22 protein-coding genes and 1 pseudogene are annotated in these 24,939 nt (G+C 59.9%); 13 read left to right on the plus strand and 10 right to left on the minus strand.

The annotated features are described in order from the left end of the window. Nucleotides 1–189: hypothetical protein (locus QWJ46_RS02815; protein ID WP_302748910.1), on the plus strand; the 189-nt coding region annotated here is incomplete at its 5' end. Nucleotides 190–224: 35 nt separating this feature from the next. Here the strand turns inward: QWJ46_RS02815 and QWJ46_RS02820 are convergent. Next, nucleotides 225–1,367: an AraC family transcriptional regulator gene (locus QWJ46_RS02820; RefSeq protein WP_302748911.1), complete on the minus strand. Its 1,143-nt coding sequence runs from the start codon at nucleotides 1,365–1,367 to the stop codon at nucleotides 225–227. Nucleotides 1,368–1,989: 622 nt separating this feature from the next. Between QWJ46_RS02820 and QWJ46_RS02825 the strand changes: the two genes are divergently transcribed. The 3 genes from QWJ46_RS02825 (at nucleotide 1,990) to QWJ46_RS02835 (ending at nucleotide 5,832) form a co-directional block, all read left to right on the plus strand. Further along, nucleotides 1,990–2,190, plus strand: coding sequence for a hypothetical protein (locus QWJ46_RS02825; protein ID WP_184458619.1), 201 nt, complete (start codon nucleotides 1,990–1,992; stop codon nucleotides 2,188–2,190). A gap of 433 nt (nucleotides 2,191–2,623) precedes the next feature. After that, a complete protein-coding gene (locus QWJ46_RS02830) occupies nucleotides 2,624–3,856 on the plus strand; it encodes an HlyD family secretion protein (RefSeq protein ID WP_184458618.1) in 1,233 nt (410 codons plus the stop codon). Continuing rightward, entirely contained in the window at nucleotides 3,838–5,832 is a 1,995-nt protein-coding gene (locus QWJ46_RS02835; protein WP_302748913.1) for a glycosyltransferase, read from the plus strand. Before QWJ46_RS02830 ends, QWJ46_RS02835 begins: the two co-directional genes overlap by 19 nt. A gap of 195 nt (nucleotides 5,833–6,027) precedes the next feature. Here QWJ46_RS02835 and QWJ46_RS02840 read toward each other — a convergent pair whose 3' ends face one another. The 6 genes from QWJ46_RS02840 to QWJ46_RS02865 all read right to left on the minus strand — a co-directional run bounded on the left by QWJ46_RS02840 (nucleotide 6,028) and on the right by QWJ46_RS02865 (nucleotide 13,190). Further along, the gene (locus QWJ46_RS02840) at nucleotides 6,028–6,825 is read right to left on the minus strand and encodes an inositol monophosphatase family protein (protein ID WP_302749488.1); all 798 of its coding nucleotides are present in this window, start codon (nucleotides 6,823–6,825) and stop codon (nucleotides 6,028–6,030) included. A 90-nt stretch (nucleotides 6,826–6,915) separates the two neighbouring features. Continuing rightward, nucleotides 6,916–7,557: an HAD family phosphatase gene (locus QWJ46_RS02845; RefSeq protein ID WP_184458616.1), complete on the minus strand. Its 642-nt coding sequence runs from the start codon at nucleotides 7,555–7,557 to the stop codon at nucleotides 6,916–6,918. Nucleotides 7,558–7,672: 115 nt separating this feature from the next. Beyond that, nucleotides 7,673–8,734 carry an ABC transporter ATP-binding protein gene (locus QWJ46_RS02850; RefSeq protein ID WP_302748914.1) on the minus strand — a complete coding sequence of 354 codons (1,062 nt, stop codon included), beginning with the start codon at nucleotides 8,732–8,734 and terminating at the stop codon, nucleotides 7,673–7,675. Continuing rightward, the gene (locus tag QWJ46_RS02855; protein ID WP_302748915.1) at nucleotides 8,731–10,953 is read right to left on the minus strand and encodes an iron ABC transporter permease; all 2,223 of its coding nucleotides are present in this window, start codon (nucleotides 10,951–10,953) and stop codon (nucleotides 8,731–8,733) included. Before QWJ46_RS02855 ends, QWJ46_RS02850 begins: the two co-directional genes overlap by 4 nt. 68 nt (nucleotides 10,954–11,021) lie before the next feature. Next, complete coding sequence (locus tag QWJ46_RS02860) at nucleotides 11,022–12,050, minus strand: ABC transporter substrate-binding protein (protein ID WP_302748916.1); 1,029 nt, start codon at nucleotides 12,048–12,050, stop codon at nucleotides 11,022–11,024. Between the two features lie 117 nt (nucleotides 12,051–12,167). Continuing rightward, complete coding sequence (locus QWJ46_RS02865; RefSeq protein ID WP_302748917.1) at nucleotides 12,168–13,190, minus strand: ABC transporter substrate-binding protein; 1,023 nt, start codon at nucleotides 13,188–13,190, stop codon at nucleotides 12,168–12,170. Nucleotides 13,191–13,405: 215 nt separating this feature from the next. Here QWJ46_RS02865 and QWJ46_RS02870 point away from each other — a divergent pair, with 215 nt between their 5' ends. Together QWJ46_RS02870 and QWJ46_RS02875 are read left to right on the plus strand one after the other, a co-directional pair. Continuing rightward, nucleotides 13,406–14,146, plus strand: coding sequence for a response regulator (locus QWJ46_RS02870; protein WP_184458611.1), 741 nt, complete (start codon nucleotides 13,406–13,408; stop codon nucleotides 14,144–14,146). Next, nucleotides 14,143–16,236: an ATP-binding protein gene (locus QWJ46_RS02875; RefSeq protein ID WP_302749489.1), complete on the plus strand. Its 2,094-nt coding sequence runs from the start codon at nucleotides 14,143–14,145 to the stop codon at nucleotides 16,234–16,236. The genes QWJ46_RS02870 and QWJ46_RS02875 overlap by 4 nt, the downstream gene beginning before the upstream one ends. Before the next feature lie 198 nt (nucleotides 16,237–16,434). Here QWJ46_RS02875 and QWJ46_RS02880 read toward each other — a convergent pair whose 3' ends face one another. After that, a complete protein-coding gene (locus QWJ46_RS02880; protein WP_064695708.1) occupies nucleotides 16,435–16,659 on the minus strand; it encodes a hypothetical protein in 225 nt (74 codons plus the stop codon). A gap of 246 nt (nucleotides 16,660–16,905) precedes the next feature. After that, nucleotides 16,906–17,055: pseudogene (locus QWJ46_RS31240) on the minus strand (pirin family protein); the annotation flags it as partial. A 132-nt stretch (nucleotides 17,056–17,187) separates the two neighbouring features. Between QWJ46_RS31240 and QWJ46_RS02885 the strand changes: the two are divergent. Together QWJ46_RS02885 and QWJ46_RS02890 are read left to right on the plus strand one after the other, a co-directional pair. Further along, nucleotides 17,188–17,673 (plus strand): DMT family transporter, encoded by a 486-nt coding sequence (locus QWJ46_RS02885; RefSeq protein WP_302748918.1) that lies wholly within the window; start codon nucleotides 17,188–17,190, stop codon nucleotides 17,671–17,673. Then, entirely contained in the window at nucleotides 17,670–18,110 is a 441-nt protein-coding gene (locus QWJ46_RS02890) for a DMT family transporter (protein ID WP_302748919.1), read from the plus strand. The genes QWJ46_RS02885 and QWJ46_RS02890 overlap by 4 nt, the downstream gene beginning before the upstream one ends. Before the next feature lie 62 nt (nucleotides 18,111–18,172). On the opposite strand, the gene yghX is transcribed toward QWJ46_RS02890, so the two are convergent. Continuing rightward, entirely contained in the window at nucleotides 18,173–19,060 is an 888-nt protein-coding gene (gene yghX, locus QWJ46_RS02895; RefSeq protein WP_302748920.1) for a YghX family hydrolase, read from the minus strand. A gap of 330 nt (nucleotides 19,061–19,390) precedes the next feature. Here yghX and QWJ46_RS02900 point away from each other — a divergent pair, with 330 nt between their 5' ends. From QWJ46_RS02900 to QWJ46_RS02920, 5 genes are all read left to right on the plus strand, one after another. After that, nucleotides 19,391–20,548: a Gfo/Idh/MocA family protein gene (locus tag QWJ46_RS02900; protein WP_302748921.1), complete on the plus strand. Its 1,158-nt coding sequence runs from the start codon at nucleotides 19,391–19,393 to the stop codon at nucleotides 20,546–20,548. A gap of 13 nt (nucleotides 20,549–20,561) precedes the next feature. Continuing rightward, nucleotides 20,562–21,446 (plus strand): carbohydrate ABC transporter permease, encoded by an 885-nt coding sequence (locus QWJ46_RS02905; protein ID WP_097601388.1) that lies wholly within the window; start codon nucleotides 20,562–20,564, stop codon nucleotides 21,444–21,446. After that, nucleotides 21,443–22,300, plus strand: coding sequence for a carbohydrate ABC transporter permease (locus tag QWJ46_RS02910; protein ID WP_064837045.1), 858 nt, complete (start codon nucleotides 21,443–21,445; stop codon nucleotides 22,298–22,300). The genes QWJ46_RS02905 and QWJ46_RS02910 overlap by 4 nt, the downstream gene beginning before the upstream one ends. A 73-nt stretch (nucleotides 22,301–22,373) precedes the next feature. After that, nucleotides 22,374–23,579, plus strand: coding sequence for an ABC transporter substrate-binding protein (locus QWJ46_RS02915; RefSeq protein ID WP_221156576.1), 1,206 nt, complete (start codon nucleotides 22,374–22,376; stop codon nucleotides 23,577–23,579). Nucleotides 23,580–23,673: 94 nt separating this feature from the next. Further along, nucleotides 23,674–24,807 carry an ABC transporter ATP-binding protein gene (locus tag QWJ46_RS02920; protein ID WP_302748922.1) on the plus strand — a complete coding sequence of 378 codons (1,134 nt, stop codon included), beginning with the start codon at nucleotides 23,674–23,676 and terminating at the stop codon, nucleotides 24,805–24,807. The last annotated feature ends 132 nt before the right edge of the window (nucleotides 24,808–24,939 follow it).

Below are 24,939 nucleotides of genomic sequence, written 5' to 3' on the forward strand. Positions count from 1 at the left end.
AAATCGATCGGCGTTCGTCAAAACTCAAATGCGAAAAGGTACGGATCAAACCATGGCTCCCGAAAAGCAGGCAGCTTAGCGCCTTTGTTGCAGTTCGAGATAGAATGTACCGCCCTTACAGAAGAAGATCGCATAATCAGTCTTATGGAACTTAAGACGCATGGCAAATTCTGCTGCATAATTATTTGAAAACACGTAGAAAATTACTTTTGGCGCTTTCCGCATCAATGTGCCAGCGTCAGCCAGTCGCCGATCGTTGTCCCGACATGTTGCATGGAACGTGTTGCTGGGATAACCGGGCGCTCGGTTGCTATGGTCTTTCGGACTTCACGCGGGCTGAGCCCGAATTCATGGCTGAACGCGCGCGTGAAATTGGCTGCAACATCGAAGCCGGCGGCCTCGGCAATCTCCGAGATCGGCCTGGTGTCGGTCGGGTTGGTAAGATCCGCATAGGCCTGCAGCAATCGACGTTTGCGAATGTAATTGAAGACGCCCCCGCTCGTTTCGAACAATTGATAGAGCCGCGTCCGCGAAATCCCCAGCGCACGGCACATGACCTCAGGCGTCAAGCCATCCGAATGAAGATTGAGGTGAATATAGCGATGCGCCCGCTCCATCAGCCCCATATTGGTCTGTTCGTGACCGCGGTCAGAACTTGTGGAGGATGCAGCGCATGCAACGACCATATCGCCGATCGTCCGTATGATCCGCGGCACCTCCTCCACTGTCAAACTGCTCAGGTTCGCTTCCAGGCCGTTGATATAGCTGACCAGCAATTCAGCCAGACTACCGGAGAAGGCGGTATTGTTGGCGTTCTGCAAAAGGCTCGCGTCACGGGTCAACAGTTCATAGGGCAGGAAGACGAGCACAGCGACTGAATCGGTCATCCGCCCGCGGTACGGATAACCAAGAGACCTGAAAAATATCTCACCCGGGCCGGTCTCCGTTACATGCCGATCGGCCTCGGTCCAGGCCCGGCCGCTGCGCAACACGCCGACGTTCCAATGATCGATCGGGCTCGATCGCAGCATCGCCTGATCGCGAATATAGCTGCACGCCTGCGCGCGCTGCTGAACGATGAGGATATCGCCGAGATGCCAGCCGGTCTGTTCCGCAAGGAAACCGTCCCCCTCCGATTTTCCGTCCGGCAGATGAACATCCATAAGGGGCGCCACATGTGATCGCCAAGCCTGGAACTGTTCTTTCGGTGGCAATTCGTGCGTCGAGAATCGCAGGGGCACCAGCGCCGGTGGAACGTCCACTCGATGTTCTTTCTGGGAAGACGGTTCGCGCGGCCAGCGCCGCCGCTCCAGGTGCGCCGGCCATTCCCGTCCCGCAGCCGGGTCATCTCCAGATTCCGTAACCATCCAATTCCTCCAGCGCATTAGCCGATCCGGGCTGTTGAAACTGAAGCAAACAATCGTTTTCGCGGCTGAACGCGCAGCCAATTTGCGCTAAAGCTCTACGTGCATAAGCTACTTATCATATTCCTTTGCGAGCAGAAATGGACGGACCGATAATTTTCTGGATTCGGCGATAACGACAATTGCGTCCCGTTCATATATCTAAATAAGCAATGGTTAATTCCGAAAGACGTTCGGAAATTTCCAAAATACTCAACTGCCGGTGCAATGTAGTGTCGAAGCGCCGTCAACGTAAAAAGACACTCATTCAAAACAAAAGATGCAAACATGGGAGATAGGCCGTGAACTATCGGAGAAATAGTCGTGTGCGCTTTGCGCAAGCCTTGGCTTGCAACAGGAATTATCCTGAGGGTGCGCCAGGAAAGATTCTACCGCCCATCGTGCAGATTCATGCGAGACGCTCCTGATGCCGGACATCGGCAAATAATGGCGCGCGAGGGGTTGCGCGCAGCTGAGGCCATCTGTGTCGATGCGTAAAGGCTCGAGGCTTGCACGCAACCCCTATCATATCCACCCATTGTCGAATTTCTTTCACGCTGCCTTTCATGTGGCAGAGGAGGCTAAGATGACTACCGCATGTGATGAGAACGTTATCCAATTGAAGCCGATTTCGAGCTGCAGACGAGAAGTCGAAGTCGCAATGGTGGAAATGCTCGTCAGTTTGCAGAAACGTGGATGGTCGGCTGCGGAGTTGGCATTGACGCTCGCAGATGCCTCCGAAGATCTCGTCATGCTGATCGCGACCAAAAAGCTTCGACCGAATTAAAGCAGTTCCGGAAAAAGTGAGAAGCGGTTTTCTCAGGCCAAGCGCGAAGCGCTTTTGCTGGAAATTGCGTAAATAAAAAAGGTTAGAGCGGTTCTGGGCTTTCGTGAAAAGCTGAACCGCTCTGCTGTTTCTGTCTCGATGACATGGCGGCCTTGCTAGTAGGCGCGGTAATTTCCATCACCCCCTACCGCCTACGCTCTATCCCTGACCCACCAGGTCAGCCGCCGCGCCGGCTTGACCACATGGCCTGCACCGCCGGCGCCACGCCCGGTCGGCGGCATTTCGTCCAGAGCCGAACTGTTTCTGTAGCAGGTTCACGACGTCACTTGCCTATAAATTTCCATGCGCTAAATTATGCAATAATGAGTTGCATCCGTCTGTGCCGGCTCGATAGGGACGGATGGCTGCAGTCGCGATACCTTCGGATGCCGACATGATCTGGAATCATCGCATTACACGCATCGTTGTCGGCCTGTTGCTGCTGGCACTCGTGACCGTCGTGTCATTGCCGACGATTACCGGCTTTACCAGCCTTGATGGCACGGTCAATGCCCGGTTTGCTGTCGTTAATGCGCCAATCGACGGCACGATTGCCGAAGAACCCCTCAAGGTCGGCAGCCCGGTCAAGGCGGGGCAACCCCTCGCAGAAATCAGAAATACGCGCGTCAATCGGGCAATCCTCGCTTCGCTCGAGGCAGATCGCAACACGGCGCTCGACCGCGTCGCGGCCCTTAAAAAGGAACGGGAAGAGCTCTCCGCGCTTCGCGAGGAATTGTCTGCCAGATTGGAAATCTACAGGCAGACCACCATTGCCAATCTCGAGCGCGAAGTTGAAATCCTGCGGAAAAAAGTCGAAGTGTCGCAAGCTCAGGATCTGGTCGCGCAGGTCGACCTGAACCGCCGGATGGAGCTCGAGTCAAAAGGCATTCTGACGCAGAAGCTGGTCGAGGTCGCGCGGGCCGCCGGAGCTGCGACTGGTGGCGAGGTCGAAATCAGCAATTTGACTGTCGATCAATTGGAACAAAGGCTCAATGCGGTCCGCCAGGGTATCTTTGTCTTCGGCGACGGACAAAATGACGTGCCTTATTCGCGACAGCGTGAAGACGAGGTTGTCGTTCGCATCAACGACTTGAACTCACGCATCGCGGAAAACGAGACACGAGCCACCGAAGTACAAAAGCAGCTGATCAAAGAGGCAGATCGCGTCAGCAGCCTTGAGTCCGCAACCGCGATAGCGCCGTTCGACGGCGTTGTTTGGACCAGGAGCATCGTCGACGGTTCCAACGTGGTGCTGAACGACGAGTTGATGCGCCTCCTCGACTGTCGAGAGCTGTTTGTGGATATCCTCGTTCCCGAGGTCAATTACGACGAGATCTATCCGGGGCTTGTCGCGCAGGTGCGCTTGTTCGGCCGCAGCGATGTCTTCAAAGGAACGGTCATTTCTGCCAGAGGCAGTTCGGCTTCGGTCGAGACCGATTCCTTTGCCGCCAGTTTGCCGCCGTCGACCGAGCGTAATGCCCGCATTCGCGTTCGCCTCGATCCGTCCTTCATGAACGGCGACTTTGCGAATTCCTGCCAGGTGGGGCGCACAGTGCAGGTACGGTTTTCCAAGCATGGTATCAACGTGTCCAACTGGGTCAAAAGCCTGTGGTTCAGTATTTTTTAGCGCTGGTTCCGACCTTTCTCGTTCTGGCCTTCTTCTTTCTGGGGCCGTTCAATTGGTCGCGGCATCACACCTGGACACGGGCGGTGACCTGCGCGTTCGTCGCAGCATTCGCCTTGCGATACATGTTCTGGCGCTTGACCGAGACGGTGCTTCCCTATCCGAATGACGGCGCGAGTTTCTACTGGGTCTGGATCCTCTTTGTGGTCGAGGTTCTGGCCTGCGTCGAAGTCATCCTCTTTCTGGTATTGATGAGCCGCTATGTCGACCGGAGCGCGGAAACGGACAGGCTGGGTCGTGTTTTCTTCGCGCGCGACAAACGTGAGCTGCCGACAGTCGATGTTTTCATTCCCACCTATAACGAGCCGCTCGATGTTCTCGAGCGAACCATCATCGGCGCCCGCTCGCTGGATTATCCTGCGGACAAATTGAATGTGTATGTGCTTGACGATCAACGCCGGGATTGGCTGAAGGCCTATTGCGAAGAAAAGAACGTCATCCACGTCACGCGCGCCGACAACAGCCATGCCAAAGCCGGCAATATGAACAATGGGCTGAAGGTCAGCTCGGGCGAATTTATTGCGATCTTCGACGCCGATTTTGTTCCCTATCGGCATTTCCTTCGCCGAACGCTGCCCTTCTTTTCCGACGAAAGCATCGGCATTGTTCAGACGCCTCAACATTTCTTCAATGTCGATCCGGTGCAATCAAACCTGGGCCTGGAGAATATCTGGCCGGACGAGCAGCGTTTGTTTTTCGACGAGATTGCGCCCAGCCGAGATGCCTGGGACGTCAGTTTCTGCTGTGGGTCATGCTCGATTGCCCGGCGGCAAGCGATCGACGCAATTGGCGGTTTTCCGACGGAGTCGATCACAGAAGACCTGCTGACAACTCTTTCGATGCTCAACAAAGGCTACAAGACGCGCTACCTGAACGAGCGGCTATCGATGGGACTGGCCGCCGAAAATTTGACCGGTTATTTTGTGCAGCGCGAACGCTGGTGTCAGGGGGGTATTCAAACCCTTTACCTGTATAATGGCCCGCTGCGCGGCCCGGGATTGACGCTCTTTCAACGGATCATGTTCCTGCCGGCATCATGGCTGGTGCAGTATCTGGTCCGCTTCACGATATTGCTCGTCCCCGTCGTCTATCTCTGGTTCGGCCTGCTTCCGCTCAATTTCACTGATATAGCCGATTATGTGTCTCACCAGGTGCCGCTGCTGGCGGCGTATTTTCTGCTCATGCTGTGGATCACGCCGACGCGCTATCTGCCTGTGGTTTCCAGCGCCGTCGGCACCTTTGCGACATTCCGCATGTTGCCGACCGTGGTCTCCAGCCTGGTGAGACCATTTGGCAAGCCTTTCAGGGTGACGCCAAAGGGCAGTGGCAACGAGGCGAACCAGTTCGACCGCTACAGTTTCGCCTGGATCGCAAGCATGATCACGATCACCGTGGTTGGCCTGCTGGTCAACGTCGTACCGGAAACGTCGCATGTACAAGGCCAGTTTTCGCCGGTCGCGGCCTGGTGGTCAGGGATCAATATCGTCGTCCTGCTCATCGCGTCACTCATCTGCTTTGAGAAACCTCGGCGCCTGTTTCATGCGTTCAAGCTCGATGAGCCCGCTATCGTCGACAATGTCCCCGGCCAAGTCGTCAGTCTGGCACTCGACAAGGCGGTCGTTGCAGTCCCTGATATGGCGCGATTTCAATCCAAATCGGCGATGCTGAAACTTTCTGGCTTCGCCCCGATCAAAGCGGAGCTCGGACAGATCACCCAACGACGAAGGAGCGTAAGTCGCGGCGGTGACAAGCAAGCCTATTACCTGCACTTGTATTTCGAACTCAGCGGCTCTGCTCGCGACAGCATGATTGTAAAACTCTACACCGGTCGATATTCGCGCGACGTCCGCGACATCGACAAGGTTGCCGTCTCTCTTAATCTGCTGTTGCGGTCATTCGGGCGAACGCGCACCTTGTAACCCGGCTCACGAGTGAGTTCGTCGCGTTTTTGATGACATTGGTCGCTCCATCTGAGCGGCTGGGTTGGATTTGACGCTCAAAACTGAGAACCAGGACGATTGCCGTGACGCCGAAGAAATCGAATTTGAGGAACACGATCCTGGCTCTGCTTGAGCGAAGCGAGCCAGAGACCTGCTCTGGGCTGTCTACAAGATTCAGCCGGTATGGATTGCCAGCAAATCACCATAAACTGTCTGATTGCTCGCCAGCACCGGATGGCCCTGCAACAAGGCTTCACCCTCGGCCGGGAAGGCTAGATGGGTTCCACCGGCCTCCTTGACGAGGCAGTAGCCCGCCATGCAGTCCCAAGCGCGCATGTGAGGCTCGTAATAGCCGACAAGCCGGCCTGCGGCCACATAGGCCAGCATCAGCGCACCGGAGCCATTGCGGATGAAATTTCCACCTTTGCCGAGCAGGGCAGAGACAATTGCACCTACCCGTTCCGGCGTGACATAGGAGTTGCAGCCGATGCCGGTTATCGCATTCTGCAAAGTCCGCGACGGATCGAGGTTCAGAGTCTTGCCGTTCAGGCTTGCGCCCATGCCTGCTGCCGCTGCATAGAGTTCATCAGCGCAGGGAACATGGATCACGCCGATCACCGGCACGCCGCGGTGCAGAACGGCAATCGATACACACCAAGTCGGCATGCCATTGACGAAGGGCGCCGTTCCGTCGATCGGATCAACCACCCATGTCAATCCCGACTGCCCTTGCTGATAACCGTATTCCTCACCAAGAAATCCATCTGCAGGAAAGGCTTCTGCCACGCGCTGTCGCAGGAGCGTCTCGACGTCACGGTCGGCGATTGAAACGACATCCTGCAAATCCCGCTTCGTCTCGATCACCAGCGTCTCGCGGCCGTTGAAATAATCGAGCGCCATGGCGCCCGCCTCCTGCGCAATGGCTTTGGCGAGGGCGAAGCGTGTATCAAGTTCCGTCTCGTACGACATAATGCTGGTACTCCATGTGATGGTTCTTGTCGTTGCTGTTTCAGACGAGGCTCCGCAGGCGAAGGCGAGCGAAGCGACCGTACAAGCGAATTTTCAGGCATTGATCTGCAAGCTGTCGCCTCTGTTCATGCCGCATTGCTGCTCATGGGCATCGATGCAGTTCACGTCAATGGCGCTCATACCCGCCCGTCGGGCCGATTCAAGGCCTTGTTCGCTATCTTCGAACACGACGCACCGGGCCGGGTTTACTCCCAATAAACCGGCCGCCTGCAAAAACAGGTCTGGCGCCGGCTTTGGATTTGCCACGTCGTCGATCGTGACAATGTGATCGAAATACGTCCGCAGACCCGTCCCTTCCAGCGTCGCCGTCACAATCTCACGAGAACCGCCCGATGCAACGGCCATTGGAAGCAAGCCCGCCAACCGGCGAACGGTTGCAGCAACCGCACCAACTTCGAGCACCTTGTGCACATTCTGGAGAAAGTGCGATCGCATGGCGGCGATCACGGATTCGCGATCAAGCACGACGTCGAAATCTCGCTCGAAGGCGTCCATAAGAACGCCTTCGGACATGCCTGCCCGCAGCAGATACCAATCCCGGTTCATCGGCTTGCCGGAAAGTGAAAGGCCGGCCATCCATGCGTCCGCATAAATAGGCGGCGTGTCAACGAGTGTACCGTCGCAATCAAAAATAACAGCCTCGAAATCATTTTCGAGCGACAGAATATCAATCATTCCTATTCCTTCAGACGGGTGGGACATTGATTTGAAGCGGAGATTCCAGGAGGCGCGTTCATTTTGGTAGACCGGGATCGAACGCCAGTCGTCTCACAGCTTCGCCGGAGAGCTCTCACGCGCTGATAAGAGCAATGCCGCGACTTCGGAAGCCGAGTGTCGTGTCGGAAGCAACCGGCAGGATGCGGTCGACGGCATGGTCGACGATGAAGAGCGTGCCGACGTCGGTTTCGACCTCGTACTCGACATGATCTCCGAGATAGGCCGAGTGCAGGATGCGGCCGGCAAGCCCCTGCCCGCGTCCTTCCGAAAGCGCGATCGCGCCGGGTCGTACGGCAAGGCTTGCCGCGCCCGGCGTCGCCGCGCCCGCCGGCACGCGATGCCTGAAGCTACCAATGCGGATTTCAGCATCGCCGCCATCGATGCCGACCACCTCGCATGGGATGACATTCGCTTCCCCCATGAAATCGGCGATGAAGGCGGAAGCCGGCGCTTCATAGAGATCGCGCGGGGCGCCGGACTGGGCGATTTCGCCGTCCTTCATGACGATGATGCGGTCGGACACGGCAAGCGCCTCGTCTTGATCGTGCGTGACATAGACGGCCGTGAAGCCCAGGCGCTGCTGGAGTTGGCGGATATCCGTGCGCACCTTGCGGCGCAGGCGTGCATCGAGATTTGAGAGCGGCTCATCGAGCAGCAGCACCTGCGGCTCCAGCACCAGTGCGCGGGCGACGGCGACGCGCTGCTGCTGGCCGCCGGAGAGTTCGGCGGGGAGGCGGTGGCCCATGCCGGCAAGACCGACGAGCGCCAGCCCCTCCTCCGCCTTCTCGCGTGCTTCCTTGCGGCTGAGGCCGGAGGATTCCAAGCCATAGGCGACGTTGTCGCGCGCATTCATATGCGGAAAAAGCGCATAGGACTGGAACACCATCGAGACATCGCGCTCGTTGGCCGGCAGCATGGTGACGTCCTTGCCGCCGATGAGAATTTTGCCGGCCGAAGGATGTTCGAGGCCGGCAAGCATGCGCAGCGTCGTCGTCTTGCCGCAGCCGGAAGGGCCAAGCAGGGTGACGAGCGTGCCGGGCTCGATTGTCAGCGACAGGTCGGCAATGGCGGTGAAGGCGCCGAACGTCTTGCGCACGTTCTGGAAGACGACGGAACCGGCTTTTCGGTTGATCATGCGATTTTCTCCTGACGAGAGGAAGCGGAGGTGGCGAGGCCGGCGACGCGGTTTTCACGGCGCAGGCGCCGCTCGCCCACGATGAGCTGGAAGCCGGCGATGACGGTGATCATCACGACGATCAGCATGGAGGAATAGGCGATCGCCACGCCGTATTCGCCATTCTCGACGAGGCCGACGATGTAGGAGGTCGCCATGTTGTACTCGGCGCTGACGAGGAAGATGACGGCGCTGATGGAGGTGATGGCACGCACGAAGGAATAGACGAGCGCGGCAGTGATGGCAGGACGCAGGAGCGGCAGGATGACCTTGCGAATCGTGCGGAAACTGTTGGCCCGGAGCGTCAGCGAGGCCTCATCCAAGCTCTTGTCGAGCTGGCTCATCGCAGCGATGCCGCCGCGCACGCCGACCGGCATGTTGCGGAAGACGAAGCAGGCGATCAGGATCAGCGCCGAGCCGGTCATCTCGAGCGGCGGCAGGTTGAAGGCCATGATGTAGCTGACGCCGATGACCGTGCCGGGAATGGCGAAGCTCATCATCAGGGCGAATTCGAAGGCATTCTTGCCGGCGAATTTCTGGCGCACGATGATGTAGGCTGTAAGTAGACCGACTGCGGCTGTCAGCGGGGCGGAGACCAGCGCGATCTCCATCGTTGTCCAGAACGAGTTCCAGGCGACACCCGTCCAGGCAATCCCGTTTTCGAAGCTGATCGAAAAGGCCTTGGCGTAGTGGTCGAGCGTCAGCGAATTGTCGAGGCCCCAGGTCTTCACGAAGCCGCCGATCAGGATCATGCCATAGATGACGAGCGTGAAAAGGATCCAGGGGATGACGACGGCGTGAATGCCGATCGACAGCCCGCGCGGCAGGGCGATATGCGATCCGCTGTCGCCCTTGCCGGTGACGGTGGCAAAGTTCTTGCCCGCCAGCCAGACGCGCTGGGCGAGGAAGGCGGAGAGCGTGAAGGCGAGCAGCACCATGGCGAGCACGGCAGCGCGCGAGGGATCATTCTGCGAGCCGACGACGGCGAAGAAGATTTCCGTCGAAAGCACGCCATGGCTGCCGCCGAGCACCAGCGGGTTGCCGAAATCGGCCATGCTTTCGATAAAGCCGATGAGGAAGGCGTTGGCGAGACCGGGCTTCATCAGCGGCAGCGACACCCGCGAGAAGGTGCGCCAACGGTCGGCGCGCAGTGTCGTGGAGGCCTCTTCCATCGACGGGCTGACGCCTTCGGCGACTCCGATCAGCACGAGGAAGGAGATCGGCGTGAAGGACAGCACCTGCGCGATCCAGATGCCGGTAAGGCCATAGAGCCAGCGACCGGGCTCTAGGCCGAACAGTTGCGACAGCCCCTGCGTGACGACGCCGGCGCGGCCGAAGAGCAGCGTCAGCGCCAGACCGATGACAAAGGGCGGCGTGATGATCGGCAGGATCGTCAGTAGCCGCAGGCCCTTCTTGAAGGGAAAGCGCGTGCGGGTGGCGACGAGCGCGAAGGCAAGGCCGAGCAGGGTCGAGCCGAGGCCGGTCATGATGGCGAGCCACAGCGTGCGCCAGGCGACGCCGCAGCGGCCGGCGCCTATAACACAGTTGAGGCTCCAGATGCTCGGATCCTGGATGTTGCGGATGAAGTTATCCGCATTGAACGAGCCATCGAAATCCTGCACCGAACCGACGAACATGCTGCCGATCGGGTAGAAGACGAAGACCGCGACGAGGAAGACCAGGAGCGCGATTGCGCTGACGACAAAGGCATCGCCCTTCATCACGCCGCGCTCGGCAAGCCCGAAGGCGAAGAGCAGCACGAACGTGATGGAAGAGAGCACCGCACCCGCCCCCATGGCGGGCTGGCCGTTCGAGAGCGGACCAAAGAGCATGTCGCTCACCGTCCAGTTCCAGCCGGAAAAGCCGATGGCGAGGCCCTGGAGCGAGAGGAAGAGAACGCCGATCGCGCCGGTCCAGGCCAGCACGGCGCCGCGGCGCATCGGATCCACCATGCCGCGACCCGCGACCGCCAGGAGAAGGAGCACGAGCGCAGCGGCAAGCCATGGCCGGTCATGCGCGAAGATCTGTACGAGACCGGGGGCGGCCTCCGTGGAAAGGGGGAAACCGGCCAGCCAACCGAGCCCGAAGAAGCCGTTCTCGATCCGATACCAGGGCAACAGGGTCAATGCGACCACGCCCAGGAGCAGGACCACGTCCAGCCTGCGATTGCCATGTCTCATGGCTAACCTCGCTGTTTTTGAGTGTAGGAAGGCGGCGCCTGTGGAGGCAGGCGCCGCCTGTCAGGACATCAGTTGGCGGCGGCGCCGATTTCGCGATCCCAGCGTTCCAGCAGTGCCTTGCGCTTTGCCGGGTCGCCATAGGTCTTGAAGTCGTAGTCGATCAGCTTGATGTCCTCGAAGCGTGGCGCTTCCTTAGGGATGGTCGCGCTCTTGTTGGAAGGCAACTGGAAGGACTTTGCATCCTTCATGCGGGACTGGACTTCCGCCGTCAGCGCCCAGTCGTACCAGATCTTCGCATTGTCGAGGTTGCGTGCACCCTTGATGATCGACATGGAGCCGATCTCATAGCCGGTGCCTTCGCAGGGCGTGATCGCCTTGACCGGGAAACCTTCCGCCGTCTGCGCCACCGCGTCGTGCACGAAGACGATGCCGAGTGCCGTCTCGCCGCGTGCAGCCGCCTTGACGGGTGCCGAGCCGGACTTAGTATATTGCGAGATGTTGCCGTTCAGCTTCTTCAGGTAGTCGAAGGCCTGGTCCTCACCCATGATCTGCACGAGCGAGGCGAGCGCCGTATAGGCGGTGCCGGAAGAATTCGGGTTGGCGATCTGGATTTCGCCCTTCAATTCCGGCGCCAGAAGGTCGGCCCAGCAGACCGGCTCCTTATAGCCCTTGGTTTTGAAGATTTCCGTGTTGTAGCCCCAACCGAGCGCGCCGGCATAGACGCCGACCGTCTTGTAGCCGGAGCTTTCGGCCTGCTTCTTCGCCCAGTCGTTGAGTTCATCGAGCTTCGGCGACTTGTATTCCAGCGTCAGATTTTCCGATGCTGCCTGAAGATGCGGGTCGCCCGTGCCGGCCCACCAGATGTCGGTTTTAGGGTTGCGGGCCTCGGCGCGCACCTTGGCGTAGGTCTCGCCGGACGAGAGGCGAACCATGTTCACCTTGATGTCCCCATGCGCCTTCTCGAAATCGCCCTTCATCTGCTCGCAGATGACGACGTCGGCCGAGCAGATGAGGTTGAGTTCGCCAGCCGCCTGCGCTGGTAGCGCCGCGAGCGCCGTGCCGGCGAAGAGCATGAGGGAAAGGGTCTTGGTTTTCATAGTGGCATCCTCCTGTTGCCTGGGTTTGATTTCGCATGAACAAGACACAGCGGGGCCGTCGGCCTGCCCGCGGCGGCGCGTTCACGATGTCGCATTGGGGTTTGTCTAATTGCTCGATCAGTTCGTTGCGGCGATTTCCGCATCGAACCTGCGGAGCAGTCGACTTCGTTCTTCCGGCGAACCGAAGGTGGCGAAGTCATAGTCGACCATCTTGATCATCGAAATGTCAGGCGCTGCGATCGGCAGGCTGGATTTCGCGTTGGATGGCACCTGGTTCTGGCCGGACGCCGCTCCCGTACCCTGTCCTTCAGGGCTCAGTGCGAAGTCGACGAAGCGCTTTGCTTCTTCGATGTTCTTCGCACCCTTGACGATGCTCACGGCACCGATCTCATAGCCGGTGCCTTCGCAGGGCGCGACGATCACAAGCGGAAAGCCCGCCTGCTTCTGCGTGACGGCATCATGCATGAATGAAATGCCGATGAGCGTTTCTCCGCGCGCCGCCGCCTTGATAGGCGCAGATCCGGAGGGGGTGTAACGCTCGATGTTGCGGTTGAGCGCGGCGAGATAACGGAAAGCCTCGTCCTCGCCGAAGAGCTGGACCAGCGTCGCAAGCGTGGTGAAGGCGGTGCCGGAAGAATTCGGATTGCCGCTCTGGATGCGGCCGCGATAGGCGGTATCCGTCAGGTCCTTCCAGCAGGTCGGCGCCGGCAGCTTCAGCTCGCGTAAGAGATCGGCATTGTAGGCAAAACCGAGCGCCCCGGCATAGATACCGGCCGAGCGGCCGCCGGACATGGCGAAGAAATTCTGCGCCCAGGGCAGCATGTCGCGCTCATGGGCCGGCTGGTAGGGTTCGAGAAGATTTTCAGAACCGGCCTGCAGATGGGTGTCGCCCGTGCCGCCCCACCATACGTCGACGGTCGGTGCTGCTTTCTCGGCGCGGATCTGATTGAGGATATCGCCGGTGCTCTTGCGGGTCACCGAGATTTCGTGCCCGCTCTTTGCCTCATAGGCCGTCTTCATCGCAGCGCACCACATCTCGTCCACACCGCACAAAACGGTGAGTGACGGGGCAGCCATGCCGGTGCCGGTGCTCGCCAGCCACAAAGCCGCGACCGCGCTGAAAGCGGTGATGCCTCTCACGATTCCCTCCCATCGGACCCTGCGTCCCAATCTCCGCAATCAGGATGTCACATCTGCTGCCTTGCGCAATCGAAGAATGGTTACGGTTCTTACAGCTTTGCCGGCGGCGAACCCTCAAAAATGACAAAGGTTACAAATGTGACAAAGCGCATAACACGAGCCCGCTTTGAAGATCGTGACGGCCCTGCCTATAATGGATGCGGGAGGACGTGCATGTGTTGAATGAGAGGATCAGCATTCTGATCGTCGAGGACGATCCGGACATGGCGGAGCTGATCTCCGACCTCGTGGAGGCGGAGGGCTGGATGCCTCTCACCGCACCGTCGGCGGAGGAAGCAGCAATCGTGCTTTCGCGCGAAACCGTGCATCTCGTGCTCGTCGACCATAACCTGCCCGGCACTTCCGGCCGCACCTTCGCGCAGCGCCTGCGCGCTCAGACCAATATTGGCATCGTCATGGTGACGGCTGCCGGCAGCGCCGTGGACCGGGTGCTCGGCCTTGAAACGGCGGCGGACGACTATGTCGTCAAACCTTTCGAGCCGATCGAATTGACGGCCCGCATCAAGGCCGTACTGCGCCGGACCATCCCTTCACTGAAGCCGGAGCGCGAAAGCGAGCGAGAGCACGAACCCGCATCCCTTAGACTCGGCGATTGGTCAGTGGATCTCAAGAGCCGCCGCGCCACCTGCCGCACTGACCCAGCCAAGTCGCTGACGAGCGCCGAATTCGCGCTGCTCGAAATCCTTGCTGAAACCCCCAACACACCCGTCAGCCGCGCCCAGATCCTCGACCGGCTGGGCGCAGAGAGCGAGCGCTATATCGACCGCAATGTCGACGTGCTCGTGCTGCGCCTGCGTCGCAAGATCGAGCGTAATCCAGACCTTCCGCGCCATATCAAAACGCGCCGCGGCAAGGGCTATGTTCTCGACACCGACGAGGGCGAGATCGCATGGTGATCAGCCGTCCGTTCCTATCCTCCATCGCCTTTCGCCTGCCCTTCGCCATTGTTTTTATCTGCGTGCTCGTCTTCAGCCTCGCAACGATCGCCATCTACGGCTTGCAGCGGGCGCGCCAAGAGATGGCCGCCTATGGCTTGCAGGCGTTTTCGAGTCTTGCCAAGGCTTCGCTGGTCTCGCGGCAGGTTTCCGATCTCGTCTCCAGCGCACCTTTCCTGATGAATGCAACCTCGCCCTATCGAGTGTCCAGCGAAAGCCGCTCGGTCGTCGTGCAGGTCGATGCATTGCTGCGCGCTATGCAACCTGAAAACGACGAGGCTGCCGCGAATAGTTTTACCAGCAGCCGCATCGTCGAGCTGCTGGAAACGATCCGAACGCAGACGACGGCGCTTGCAGGCGATGCGGAATCCGCCCAGCAGCACAAGGCCGAGGCTGCCGCAGCGCTTGGCGAAATTGCGACCGGCAGCGGCATCGCCGATGTCGATCTCCGCAGTCGGCTGAATGCCGTCGTGCAATCCGCCTCCAACTCGGACAGCCTCTTCCAGCTCGGTGAATTGCGCCGGCGCTACGTGTCCGAGACCGCGCCGCGCCTCGAACGCGCCGCGCCGGACATCCGGATCGGCGCCGCCGAACTTGCCCCATACGAACGGGTCTTCGAGGCGCAGACGCGTTATCTCCTCGAAATGTTCGCCATCCGCGCGGCCGTCTCGCGCCTGCATAGTGTTTCCCGCGATCTGTCGCACGCGACTGAAACCCAAAGTGAGGTCGTCGCCCGCGGCCTCAGCGACGACCTCGTCTCGACCTCCGATGCCTTGAGCCGCATCCTCGTCATCGTCGCCGTCGCCTCGCTGCTGGTGCTGGCGATGGCCGTGGTCTCGATCCGCTCGGTCATGCGTGTCTCACGCGGCATTGTCGCGCTTTCGAACGGCATGAATGCATTGGCAGAAGGGCGCAAGGACGTTGACGCGCCGCGCTATGACGGCACGGAAACCGAGTTGGTGCGCCTGCTCGAAGCCTTCCGTGCATTCCGCGAGAGCGTCGAGCGCGTCACGCGGCTGCGGCGCACTGCGGAGGCCGCTGCCCGCACCATCCGCTCCACTTTCCGCAGCATGAACGAGGGCATTGCGCTGTTCGATCCGCGCGGCCGGCCGATCACCATGAACCGCCGCGTCATCGAGTTGGTCGGCTGGTCTGGTTCGGCCAGGAAATTGCCGCTTCGCAATTTCGTGACGCCGCTGCCAGAGATCGATCCGGCACTCCTGCCGGCCGAGAACGACGCCGGTCTGCTCTCCGACAGGTCCGTACTGCGCCACCGCTCTGACGCTGGGCGGGTGACGGAAGTGTCGATATCGCGCCAACCGGATGGCGGCATCGTGTTGCTGGCGCGCGATATCACTGACATGGACCGGCAGGAGGCGGAGGCAGCAAAGATCCAACGGCTCGACGGCATCATGCGCATGACCCACCAGGTGAGCCACGAGGTAGGCAACATGATCGGCATCATCACAGGCAGCCTCGGCCTGCTGGAGCGCGAAACCGGATTCAACGACCGGCAGAAGCGGCACCTCGCTCGCATCCGAAAGGCGGCCGACCGCGGCAGGTCGCTGGCCGGGAGCATGCTTTCCATCGGCAGCCAGCAGCCGATCCGTCCAGGACCGGTGGAGATCGGCGCTGTTCTGCGCGGAATGGCCGACGTGCTGGAAATCGCCATTGGCGAAACATGCCGGCTTGCCTTCAATATTGCCGACGACCTGCCCACAGTGGTCATCGATACAGCGCTCTTCGAACAATCGATCCTCAATCTCTGCCTCAACGCCGCTGCAGCCATGCCGGCTGGCGGAACGATCCTCATCCGCTGTTCCAGCAGCGAGGCGGGCGTCAGCGTCAGCGTTACGGACAACGGTATCGGAATGACACCAGAGGCCGTTGACAAAGCCTTTGAACCCTATTTCACAACCCGCGAAGCGGAAGGTGGCGCAGGTCTTGGCCTGGCCGTGGTTTATGGCTTCGTTCGCCAGAGCGGCGGCGACGCTCGCATTGCCTCGGCGCCGGGCAAAGGAACGGTCGTTGAACTATTGTTCCCGGCGTGAATTGCTCTCTACGCCAGCTTGTGAGGAATCGAGATGACTACTGCATTAGGACGATCCTCGACGGCGGGACCGGGCATACGGGCATGCCATTGGTCGGATCGCACACGACCGGATTGATCGCCCACCCAGGATCAGATCGGCAAAGCCCCGGCCGCGATCTTGAGACACTTAGCCGCCCTCGTCGATTTTTCTTCGAATTTACTGGCCGGACCGTTCGTCGAGGATGGACAGCGCGTCCTGCAGTCTGAGTGCCGCCAGCGCTTCCGTTGCCTCGTCCGGAGACCATCCTGCTTCGAGTGCTGCAGAAAGAACCAGCGATTCCGTTTGAAGTTCGAGCTTCTCATACAGCGGCTCGATGGCTTCGCGCGCGGTGACGACGTGCTGATCGGGCGGAGTAATGGGCGTCGCGGCAACCGTAGGCATGATGCTCCTCCTTTTAAACGCTAAGGTTCGAAACCCAATTGCAGGCATGCTTGTTCCGTTCATATCGCATTTTAGCCGGATCACGGATGACGGAAACTGTTCCGAAACTCTGGACGATCGCAACTTCGCCCGTACTCAACATCTGCGGGCTCACGGCGAAACCTTCGCCGGATGTGAACGAACGGACAGGCTACCGCACAATTGCCGAAAGCGGAAGCGACTTGCGGTAATCATAGAGCGGTTCCGCTATGAAGAACGCTGCCACATCCGGCGAAATTTCCGCCATTTCAGAAAAGCACGCATGACGATGGCCGGCGGTATCTTCTTATGATCGCCTACGCTCCCCGACCTGACGATCGGTGCGTTTGCATCGAGGAGAAACGCGATCAACGTGGCTGGATCCTTAGGATCGCGTCCTCCGTGCCTGCCAGGCTATGACGACACCGCGTCTTGCTGAAGATGCCGATGAATGGCCTTAGTGGCAATTTGAAAACATTAGCCGCAATCGATTCGCTGACGGGATCTGCAATGACCATCGACGCCGCACGAAATCCGCATCCGATCTACTTTGCCGGCGCTTTTGCCACGGGTGGGCTCCTGACATTCATGGTGCACCTCAATGGCGAGCTGGCACGTTATGGCAATCCGCTGTTCTCCTCTTGGACCGCTCACGGCACAGGCATCATCGCCGCCGTCATTCTTCTGCTGCTCATCCACCGGCGAGCCAGGCCCACGCGTGGCAAAACCCCCAGGGCGCCCTTATGGGCCTACTTCGGCGGAATATCCGGCGCGGCAACAGTCATGCTGACCTCGACCGCGGTCAACTCACCGCTCGGGCTCTCCGGTACCCTGGCTCTCGGTCTCGCAGGCCAGGTCGTCTTCAGCGTCGCGGCCGACAGTTGGGGACTGTTCGGCATGCGTAAGCGGCATCCCGATGCACGCGACATCGCGGCACTCGGCCTCGTCGTTGCGGGGGCGGCACTCATTATCCTGTTCGGGCGAGGTGCGGCGTGACGCTCTTCATTCTGCTTGCTTGCCTCGGCGGCGTGCTCGTCGGCCTCAGCCGTCAGCTCAATGGGCGTCTGAGCATCTCCACGACGCCGCTGATCGCGTCCTTCTGGAATCACGCCGTAGGATTTGCCGTCCTCACCTGCCTTGGTCTCTTTGTCGGAGGCCTGCTTCCGGCAGGCGCCGCCGAGGCGCCCTGGTACGCCTATCTGGGTGGTCCGCTCGGCGTTGTCTTCGTGGCCGCCGGCAGTTGGGCAATTGCGCGGATCGGCGCGGTCAATTCGGCTCTGCTGATCATCGGCGGGCAGATGGTAACGGGGGTGGCGTTTGATTACATCAGCGGCGTCCCGGGGTCCTTCTGGGCGAACGCCGGCGGTATTGTTCTCATCGTCGGCGGAATGATGGTCAGCCGGGGACGGCGCAAAGTCGACCGTTCACAGTAGCCAGGCACGAGATTTCCAAGCTGGCGGGGGATTGCTCCCCGCCGCCTCACGTCACTGCAGTCTCAGGCAAGATATTTCGTAAACCAGTCGACCGTTCGCTGCCAGGCGAGCTTGGCTGCCGCCTCGTCGTAACGCGGCGTGGTGTCATTATGGAAGCCGTGATTGACGTCGGGGTAGATATAAGCCTCGTATGTCTTGCCGGCCGATTTCAGCGCCCCTTCATAGGCCGGCCAGCCTTCGTTGACGCCCTTGTCCAGCCCGGCATAGTGCAGAAGCAACGGCGCCTTGATCTTCGGCACGTCTTCGGCGCGTGGCTGTCTGCCGTAGAAGGACACGGCTGCGGCGAGTTCCGGATAAGCGACCGCCGCTGCGTTGGCGACGCCGCCGCCGTAGCAGAAGCCTGTTATGCCGACCTTACCGGTGGTGAGATCACCCTTCATCAGGAACTCGACCGCCGCGAAAAAGTCGTTCATCAGCTTTTCCGGATCGACCTTCTGCTGGAGCTCCCGTCCCTTTTCGTCATTGCCGGGATAGCCGCCGACCGACGTCAGCCCATCCGGCGCCAACGCGATGAAGCCGGCCTTTGCCACCCGCCGCGCCACATCCTCGATATAGGGGTTCAGGCCCCTGTTCTCGTGAACGACGACCACGCCCGCGACCTTGCCGGCGGCTTTTGCGGGGCGAACGAGATAGCCGCGGACATCTCCATTTCCTTTCGGCGACGGATAGGTGATGTATTCGGCGGAGATATCCGGATCTGTGGCCTCGACCTGGGTCGCCAGCGCATAATTCGGGCTCAGCGACGCCAGAATGGCGGCTGCCGTCACGCCGCCGACAGCGAATTTGCCGGCGCGGTCGAGAAACTCACGCTTGGTAATCTTTCCATGCGCGTAATAATCATAGAGTTCGAGCAGTTCCTGTGGGAAATCCTTGGCTGTCATGCGGGTCATGATGGCTCCTCCTGGCCTCGGGTTCTCGCCCATCCTACACACGCAAGCGCGCTCGACTTTTCAACATTTCGCGAGTTTTGCGTGAGCTTGCCGGCGAAGTTGCCGCTAGTTGCCATCAAGCCTGTTTTCTGCGCGCCGGGCTTCAAACATGCGCCTGCTCCATTCCGCTGCCTTGGTATTCTCGCCACTGACCGCGCTTATCGAAAGCCGCCTACCGAATTATGAAAATTAATTTCATGCTCACGTCTCGTGGCCCGTTTTCTATTGACGCCTCCCGATTTTTGTCCCAACTTAAAGAAAATAAATTACTTAATCGGGAACTTGATCGGCATGAAAGTGGGCATCATCGGGCTCGGATTCCGGCTCGGCTACCTCGGCTACGTCTTCAAAGCGATCGATAGCAGCTTCGACATCGTCGGTTATGTGGATCCCGACCCTGCGGGACTGCCGGGTTTGACGGAAAAGGGCATTTCCGCCGGCAAGGCCTACGGCTCGCCGGAGGAGCTCCTCGCCTCCGAAAAGCTCGATCTGCTGATGATCGGTTCCCCCAATCACATGCATCTCGACCACATCCGGCTCGGGCTCCAGTCCGGCCTCAAGGTGTTCTGCGAAAAGCCGATCGTCACGACGATCGCGGAAAGCATCGAGCTTGCCCGTCTGATGGCAAAGTTCGGCCACGAGCGGCTGATGGTCGGTCTGGTGCTGCGATATTCGCCTCTTTATAAGGATCTGCGCGCCATCCAGGCCGAGGGCAAGCTTGGCCAGATCGTGTCGATCGAGGCTTCCGAGCATATCGAGCCCTATCACGGCGCCTTCTTCATGCGCGACTGGCGCCGTTACGAGCGCTATTCCGGCAGCTTCATGCTGGAGAAATGCTGTCACGACCTCGACCTCTATAATGGTGTCGTCGGCGCGCGGCCGGAGCGTGTCGCCAGTTTCGGCGGCCGCAAGAGCTTCATTCCGGCCAACGACCCGGCGCGCGAGGGCATTAACGACCTTGAGCTTTTCCACCGCAAGCCGAGCGGCTGGATGGGCTCGGACAAGGTTTTCGACAGCGATGCCGATATCATCGACTATCAGGTGGCGATCGTCGAATATGCCAATGGCGTCGGCATGAACTTCCACACCAATCTCAACGTACCCGACCAGTTCCGCCGTTTCGCCATCATGGGCTCGCGCGGCATGGCCGAGGGCGATTTCGTTCGCGGTTATCTGAACGTCCATGAACAGCTGACCGGCAACAAGGTGGTCGAGAACACCTATGCCGCCACCGAACTCTCTCAGCATTACGGCGCCGACGAACAGATGGCGAGCGACCTGCTCGAAAGCGTGCGCACCGGGCTCGAACTTCCCGTCTCCACGCTGAATGCGCTCGAAGCCGGCATTCTGGCGCTGGCGATGGACGAAGCGAGGATGAAGAAATCGGTCGTCGACCTGCGTCCTGTCTGGGACCGCTTCGACGAGGCCCTCCACGCCAGAGCGGCTTGAGGAAGGCGGCAAGATGAGTGTTCAAAGAAGCGCCTTCATCTTCGCCTGGATCCTCCTCCTTCCGGCCGTTCTCTATGTTCTCGCCATCGTCGCCTATCCCCTCGTCGATACGTTCATTCTCTCCTTCACCGACGCGTCGCTGAAGAAGACCACCAATTGGGTTGGCTGGGTCAACTACGAGAAGATCTTCAACGCCACATTTGCCGAGGTCATCCTCCGAACCTTCGTCTGGACCTTCTTCTCCGTCGCCCTGAAAATGGTGATCGGCACCTTCGGCGCCTGCATGCTGAATGCCGCCGTGCCCGGCCGGTCGCTGTTCCGGCTGCTGACCATGCCGCCATGGATCGTGCCGATGGCGATCGGCATCTTCATGTGGGGGTGGATGTATAATGGGCAGTTCGGGATGATCTCGGGCCTGTTGCAGCGCTTCGGCCTCGTCGACGGCCCGGTCGCCTTCCTCGCCTATGGCAGCACCGCCTTCTGGGCGACGATCGTCACCGATGTCTGGATCGGCGTGCCGCTGGTGACGATCTATTTCCTGGCGGCGATCCAATCCATTCCGAAAGATCTCTACGAGGCCGCCTGGACCGATGGCGCCGGCCGCTGGTACCGCTTCCGCCGCATCACCCTGCCGCTGATGGTGCCCGCCATCATCACCATGTCGATGCTGTCGCTGATTGCCACCTTCAACTCGTTCGACATCATCTGGATCCTGACGCAGGGCGGCCCGAGCGGCGAGACGACGACGATGATCATCGACACCTACCAGACGGCGATCGGCTCGAAGAAATACGGTGAAGGTGCGGCGCGCGCCGTCTTGATCTGCATCTTCCTGTCGCTCTTCTGCTTCGCCTATTTCCGCGTCACCCGCCGCCTCAACCCGGAGAAGCGCGCATGAGCAGTGCTGCCATGATCGACCGTTACCGCTGGTGGGAAATCATCCTGATCTATTGCGGCATCGCGGTGTTCCTGTTCTTCGTGCTGGCGCCCTTCGTCGAGGGCTTCCTGGTATCGCTGAAGCCGCTCGCCCAGCTTTTCTCCTCGCCCTATCGTTTCTGGCCGGAGAACGGCTCGTTCGAAGCCTACCGGACGATGTGGATCAGCGTGCCGGGCTTCGGGCGCTATATCTTCAACTCCTTCTTCATCTCGATCATCGTCACGCTGATCGTGCTCTGCCTCGTCATTCCGGCGTCTTATGCCTTCGCGAAGTTCGAATTCAAGGGCATGGGCATCCTGCTCGGCGCCTTCCTGACGGTGAACATGTTCTCCGGCGCCGTGCTGTTGATCCCGCTCTTCCGGCTGATGCGCAGCATGGGCGTGCTCAACACCTATCTCGCCATGATCGTGCCGGGTGTTGCCTTCCTGATCCCGTCGGCGATCTGGCTGCTGCGCACCTATATGATCCGCATTCCCCAGGAGCTCAACGAAGCCGCCTTCATGGATGGCGCCAGCCATTTCTACACGCTTCGCCGCGTCATCCTGCCCATTGCGATGCCGGGCATTATCGTCGTCGCCATCACCACCTTCATCGGCGCTTACGCCCAGCAATTCATCTTCGCGCTGACGTTCAACTCGAAGAGCGAATACATGCCCTTGCCGGTGGGGCTCTTTGCTTACTTCGGCAAGCAGGAGGTCATCTGGAACGAACTGATGGCGGCTTCCTTCGTCGGCATCGCGCCGGCGATGGTCGTCATCTTCTTCCTTCAGCGTTATCTCGTCGGCGGTCTGACCGCCGGTGCGGTGAAACAATAAGAGCAATAATCAGTGAACAGCTAACAACCACATTGGGAGTCACAACGTGAGCATAGCAATCAAGACAGGCCTTATGGCGCTCGCCCTGCTCGGTTCGACGGCATTGACCGCGGTCACTGCCCATGCGGCCGACAAGGAAATCAGCTGGATCTATTGCGGCGACACGATCGATCCGGTCCACACCAAATACATCAAGCAGTGGGAAGAAAAGAACGCGGGCTGGAAGGTCACGCCTGAGGTCGTCGGCTGGGCGCAGTGCCAGGACAAGGCAACGACGCTCGCCGCTGCCGGCACGCCTGTTGCGATGGCCTATGTCGGCTCACGCACGCTGAAGGAATTCGCCCAGAACGACCTTATCGTTCCGGTGCCGATGACCGACGAAGAAAAGAAGGCTTACTATCCGCACATCGTCGATACGGTGACCTTCGAGGGCAACCAGTGGGGCGTTCCGATCGCTTTCTCCACCAAGGCGCTCTATTGGAACAAGGACCTGTTCAAGCAGGCCGGCCTCGATCCCGAGAAGCCGCCGAAGACCTGGGCTGAAGAAATCGAGATGGCCAAGACCATCAAGGAAAAGACCGGCATTCCGGGCTTCGGTCTTTCCGCCAAGACCTTCGACAACACGATGCACCAGTTCATGCATTGGGTTTACACCAATAACGGCGCGGTGACGGATGCCGAAGGCAAGATCACGCTCGACAGCCCGCAGATTCTCGCTGCGCTGAAGGCCTACAAGGATATCGTTCCCTACTCTGAGGAAGGCCCGACGGCCTATGAGCAGAACGAAGTCCGCGCCATCTTCCTTGACGGCAAGGTCGCGATGATCCAGGCAGGATCGGGCGCCGCCTCCCGCCTGAAGGAGACGAAGATCAACTGGGGCATCACGACGCTGCCGCTCGGCCCCGATGCCAAGGGTCCCGGCACGCTGCTGATCACCGACAGCCTGGCGATCTTCAAGGGCTCCGGCGTCGAGGACAAGGCGACGGAATTCGCCAAGTTCATCACCTCGCCGGATGTTCAGTCGGAATACGAACTGCAGGGCGGCGCCGGCCTCACCCCGCTGCGGCCCTCGAAGAAGGTCGACGAGTTCGTCGCCAAGGACCCCTACTGGAAGCCGCTCATCGAGGGCATCAGCTATGGTGGTCCCGAGCCGCTGTTCACCGATTATAAGGGCTTCCAGAACTCGATGATCGAGATGATCCAGTCGGTGGTTACAGGCAAGGCCGAACCGGAAGCCGCGCTCAAGAAGGCGGCTGGCGAAATCGAAGCCTTCAAGTAAGCTTGCTTCAACGCCTTGGGATCGCGGAGGAGACAATCCGCGATCCCTCCCCTGATGATGAACGTGCGACGTAGGCGCCGGCGGAGACAGATTTTTGGGTCAGCTTTTTCTCAACAAAGTCCAGAAGTTCTATGGCGACTACGAGGTTCTGAAGGGCGTGCAGCTCGAGGTTCGGAATGGCGAGTTCGTCGTCTTCGTCGGCCCGTCCGGCTGCGGCAAGTCCACCCTGCTGCGAATGATCGCCGGCCTCGATGCGACGACGGCGGGCGATATCGTCATCGACGGCGTCAGAGTCAACGACCTGCCGCCGGTCAAGCGCGGCATCGCCATGGTGTTTCAATCCTACGCGCTCTACCCGCACATGTCGGTTTTCGAAAACATCGCTTTCCCGCTTCGCGTCGAGAAGATGGAAGAGCAAAAGCTCAAGGCCAAGGTCGAAAATGCCGCCCGCATCCTGCACCTCGACCAGCGGCTGCAGCAGAAACCCGGCATGCTGTCCGGCGGCCAGCGCCAGCGCGTCGCGATCGGCCGCGCCATCGTGCGCGAACCGAAGATTTTTCTGTTCGACGAGCCGCTATCCAATCTCGATGCCGCGCTGCGCGCCGACATGCGCATCGAGCTTGCCAAGCTGCACCGGGCGTTGAAGGCGACGATGATCTATGTGACGCACGACCAGGTCGAAGCCATGACCATGGCCGACCGCATCGTCGTGCTCGACGCCGGCAACATCTCCCAGACGGGCGCGCCGCTGGAGCTTTATCACAAGCCCGCCAACCAGTTCGTCGCCGGCTTCATCGGCAATCCGAAGATGAATTTCCTCCCCGTCACCTGCAAGGGTGTCAGCGCCAACGGCGTCGAAGTGGATTATCAGGGTCAGACCGCCATTCTGCCGGTGACGCCGCGCGACGGCATATCAGGCAAGACCCTGACGCTCGGCATCCGGCCGGAGCACATCCAGCTCAATGGCGGCGACATCGTCTTTACGGTGACGCCGACGGTGATCGAGCGCCTCGGGGCCAACACGGTCGCTTACGCCTCGCTCAACGGCGAGGCCGAAAATTTCTGCGCCATGCTGCCCGGCAGCGTCGGCATCCGTGCGGATGCGCCTGTTTCGACCGGCATCAATGCTGCGGACTGCCATCTCTTCGATGAAGCGGGCATTGCCTTCGAGCGGCGCGTGGAGCTGACCGAAATTGATATGAACGTGATCAATCCGACGGCGGCTTGAGGCGGCTCGGCTTCGTTGGACAATCTCCTGCGGACGACAGGCAGGGCCCAAGCAGCATCCGTTTCGCGCCTCGTTCGGTCATTGAAGCCAACTTAGTTCATACCAAAGCAGACCTTCATCACCGGCGTGGCG

Origin of the sequence: Rhizobium sp. CBN3, from assembly GCF_030518245.1 — a bacterium.
Taxonomy (GTDB): Bacteria; Pseudomonadota; Alphaproteobacteria; order Rhizobiales; family Rhizobiaceae; genus Rhizobium; species Rhizobium aethiopicum_A.

What these genes read in the sequence shown, in the direction of transcription:
- QWJ46_RS02905 (WP_097601388.1), top strand. Translation starts at nt 20,562, where the DNA reads ATGAGTGTTCAAAGAAGCGCCTTCATCTTCGCCTGGATCCTCCTCCTT.
- QWJ46_RS02860 (WP_302748916.1), bottom strand. Translation starts at nt 12,050, where the DNA reads ATGAAAACCAAGACCCTTTCCCTCATGCTCTTCGCCGGCACGGCGCTC.
- QWJ46_RS02915 (WP_221156576.1), top strand. Translation starts at nt 22,374, where the DNA reads ATGGCGCTCGCCCTGCTCGGTTCGACGGCATTGACCGCGGTCACTGCC.
- QWJ46_RS02855 (WP_302748915.1), bottom strand. Translation starts at nt 10,953, where the DNA reads ATGAGACATGGCAATCGCAGGCTGGACGTGGTCCTGCTCCTGGGCGTG.
- yghX (WP_302748920.1), bottom strand. Translation starts at nt 19,060, where the DNA reads ATGACCCGCATGACAGCCAAGGATTTCCCACAGGAACTGCTCGAACTC.
- QWJ46_RS02830 (WP_184458618.1), top strand. Translation starts at nt 2,624, where the DNA reads ATGATCTGGAATCATCGCATTACACGCATCGTTGTCGGCCTGTTGCTG.
- QWJ46_RS02850 (WP_302748914.1), bottom strand. Translation starts at nt 8,734, where the DNA reads ATGATCAACCGAAAAGCCGGTTCCGTCGTCTTCCAGAACGTGCGCAAG.
- QWJ46_RS02885 (WP_302748918.1), top strand. Translation starts at nt 17,188, where the DNA reads ATGACCATCGACGCCGCACGAAATCCGCATCCGATCTACTTTGCCGGC.
- QWJ46_RS02845 (WP_184458616.1), bottom strand. Translation starts at nt 7,557, where the DNA reads ATGATTGATATTCTGTCGCTCGAAAATGATTTCGAGGCTGTTATTTTT.
- QWJ46_RS02820 (WP_302748911.1), bottom strand. Translation starts at nt 1,367, where the DNA reads ATGGTTACGGAATCTGGAGATGACCCGGCTGCGGGACGGGAATGGCCG.
- QWJ46_RS02910 (WP_064837045.1), top strand. Translation starts at nt 21,443, where the DNA reads ATGAGCAGTGCTGCCATGATCGACCGTTACCGCTGGTGGGAAATCATC.
- QWJ46_RS02900 (WP_302748921.1), top strand. Translation starts at nt 19,391, where the DNA reads ATGAAAGTGGGCATCATCGGGCTCGGATTCCGGCTCGGCTACCTCGGC.
- QWJ46_RS02880 (WP_064695708.1), bottom strand. Translation starts at nt 16,659, where the DNA reads ATGCCTACGGTTGCCGCGACGCCCATTACTCCGCCCGATCAGCACGTC.
- QWJ46_RS02825 (WP_184458619.1), top strand. Translation starts at nt 1,990, where the DNA reads ATGACTACCGCATGTGATGAGAACGTTATCCAATTGAAGCCGATTTCG.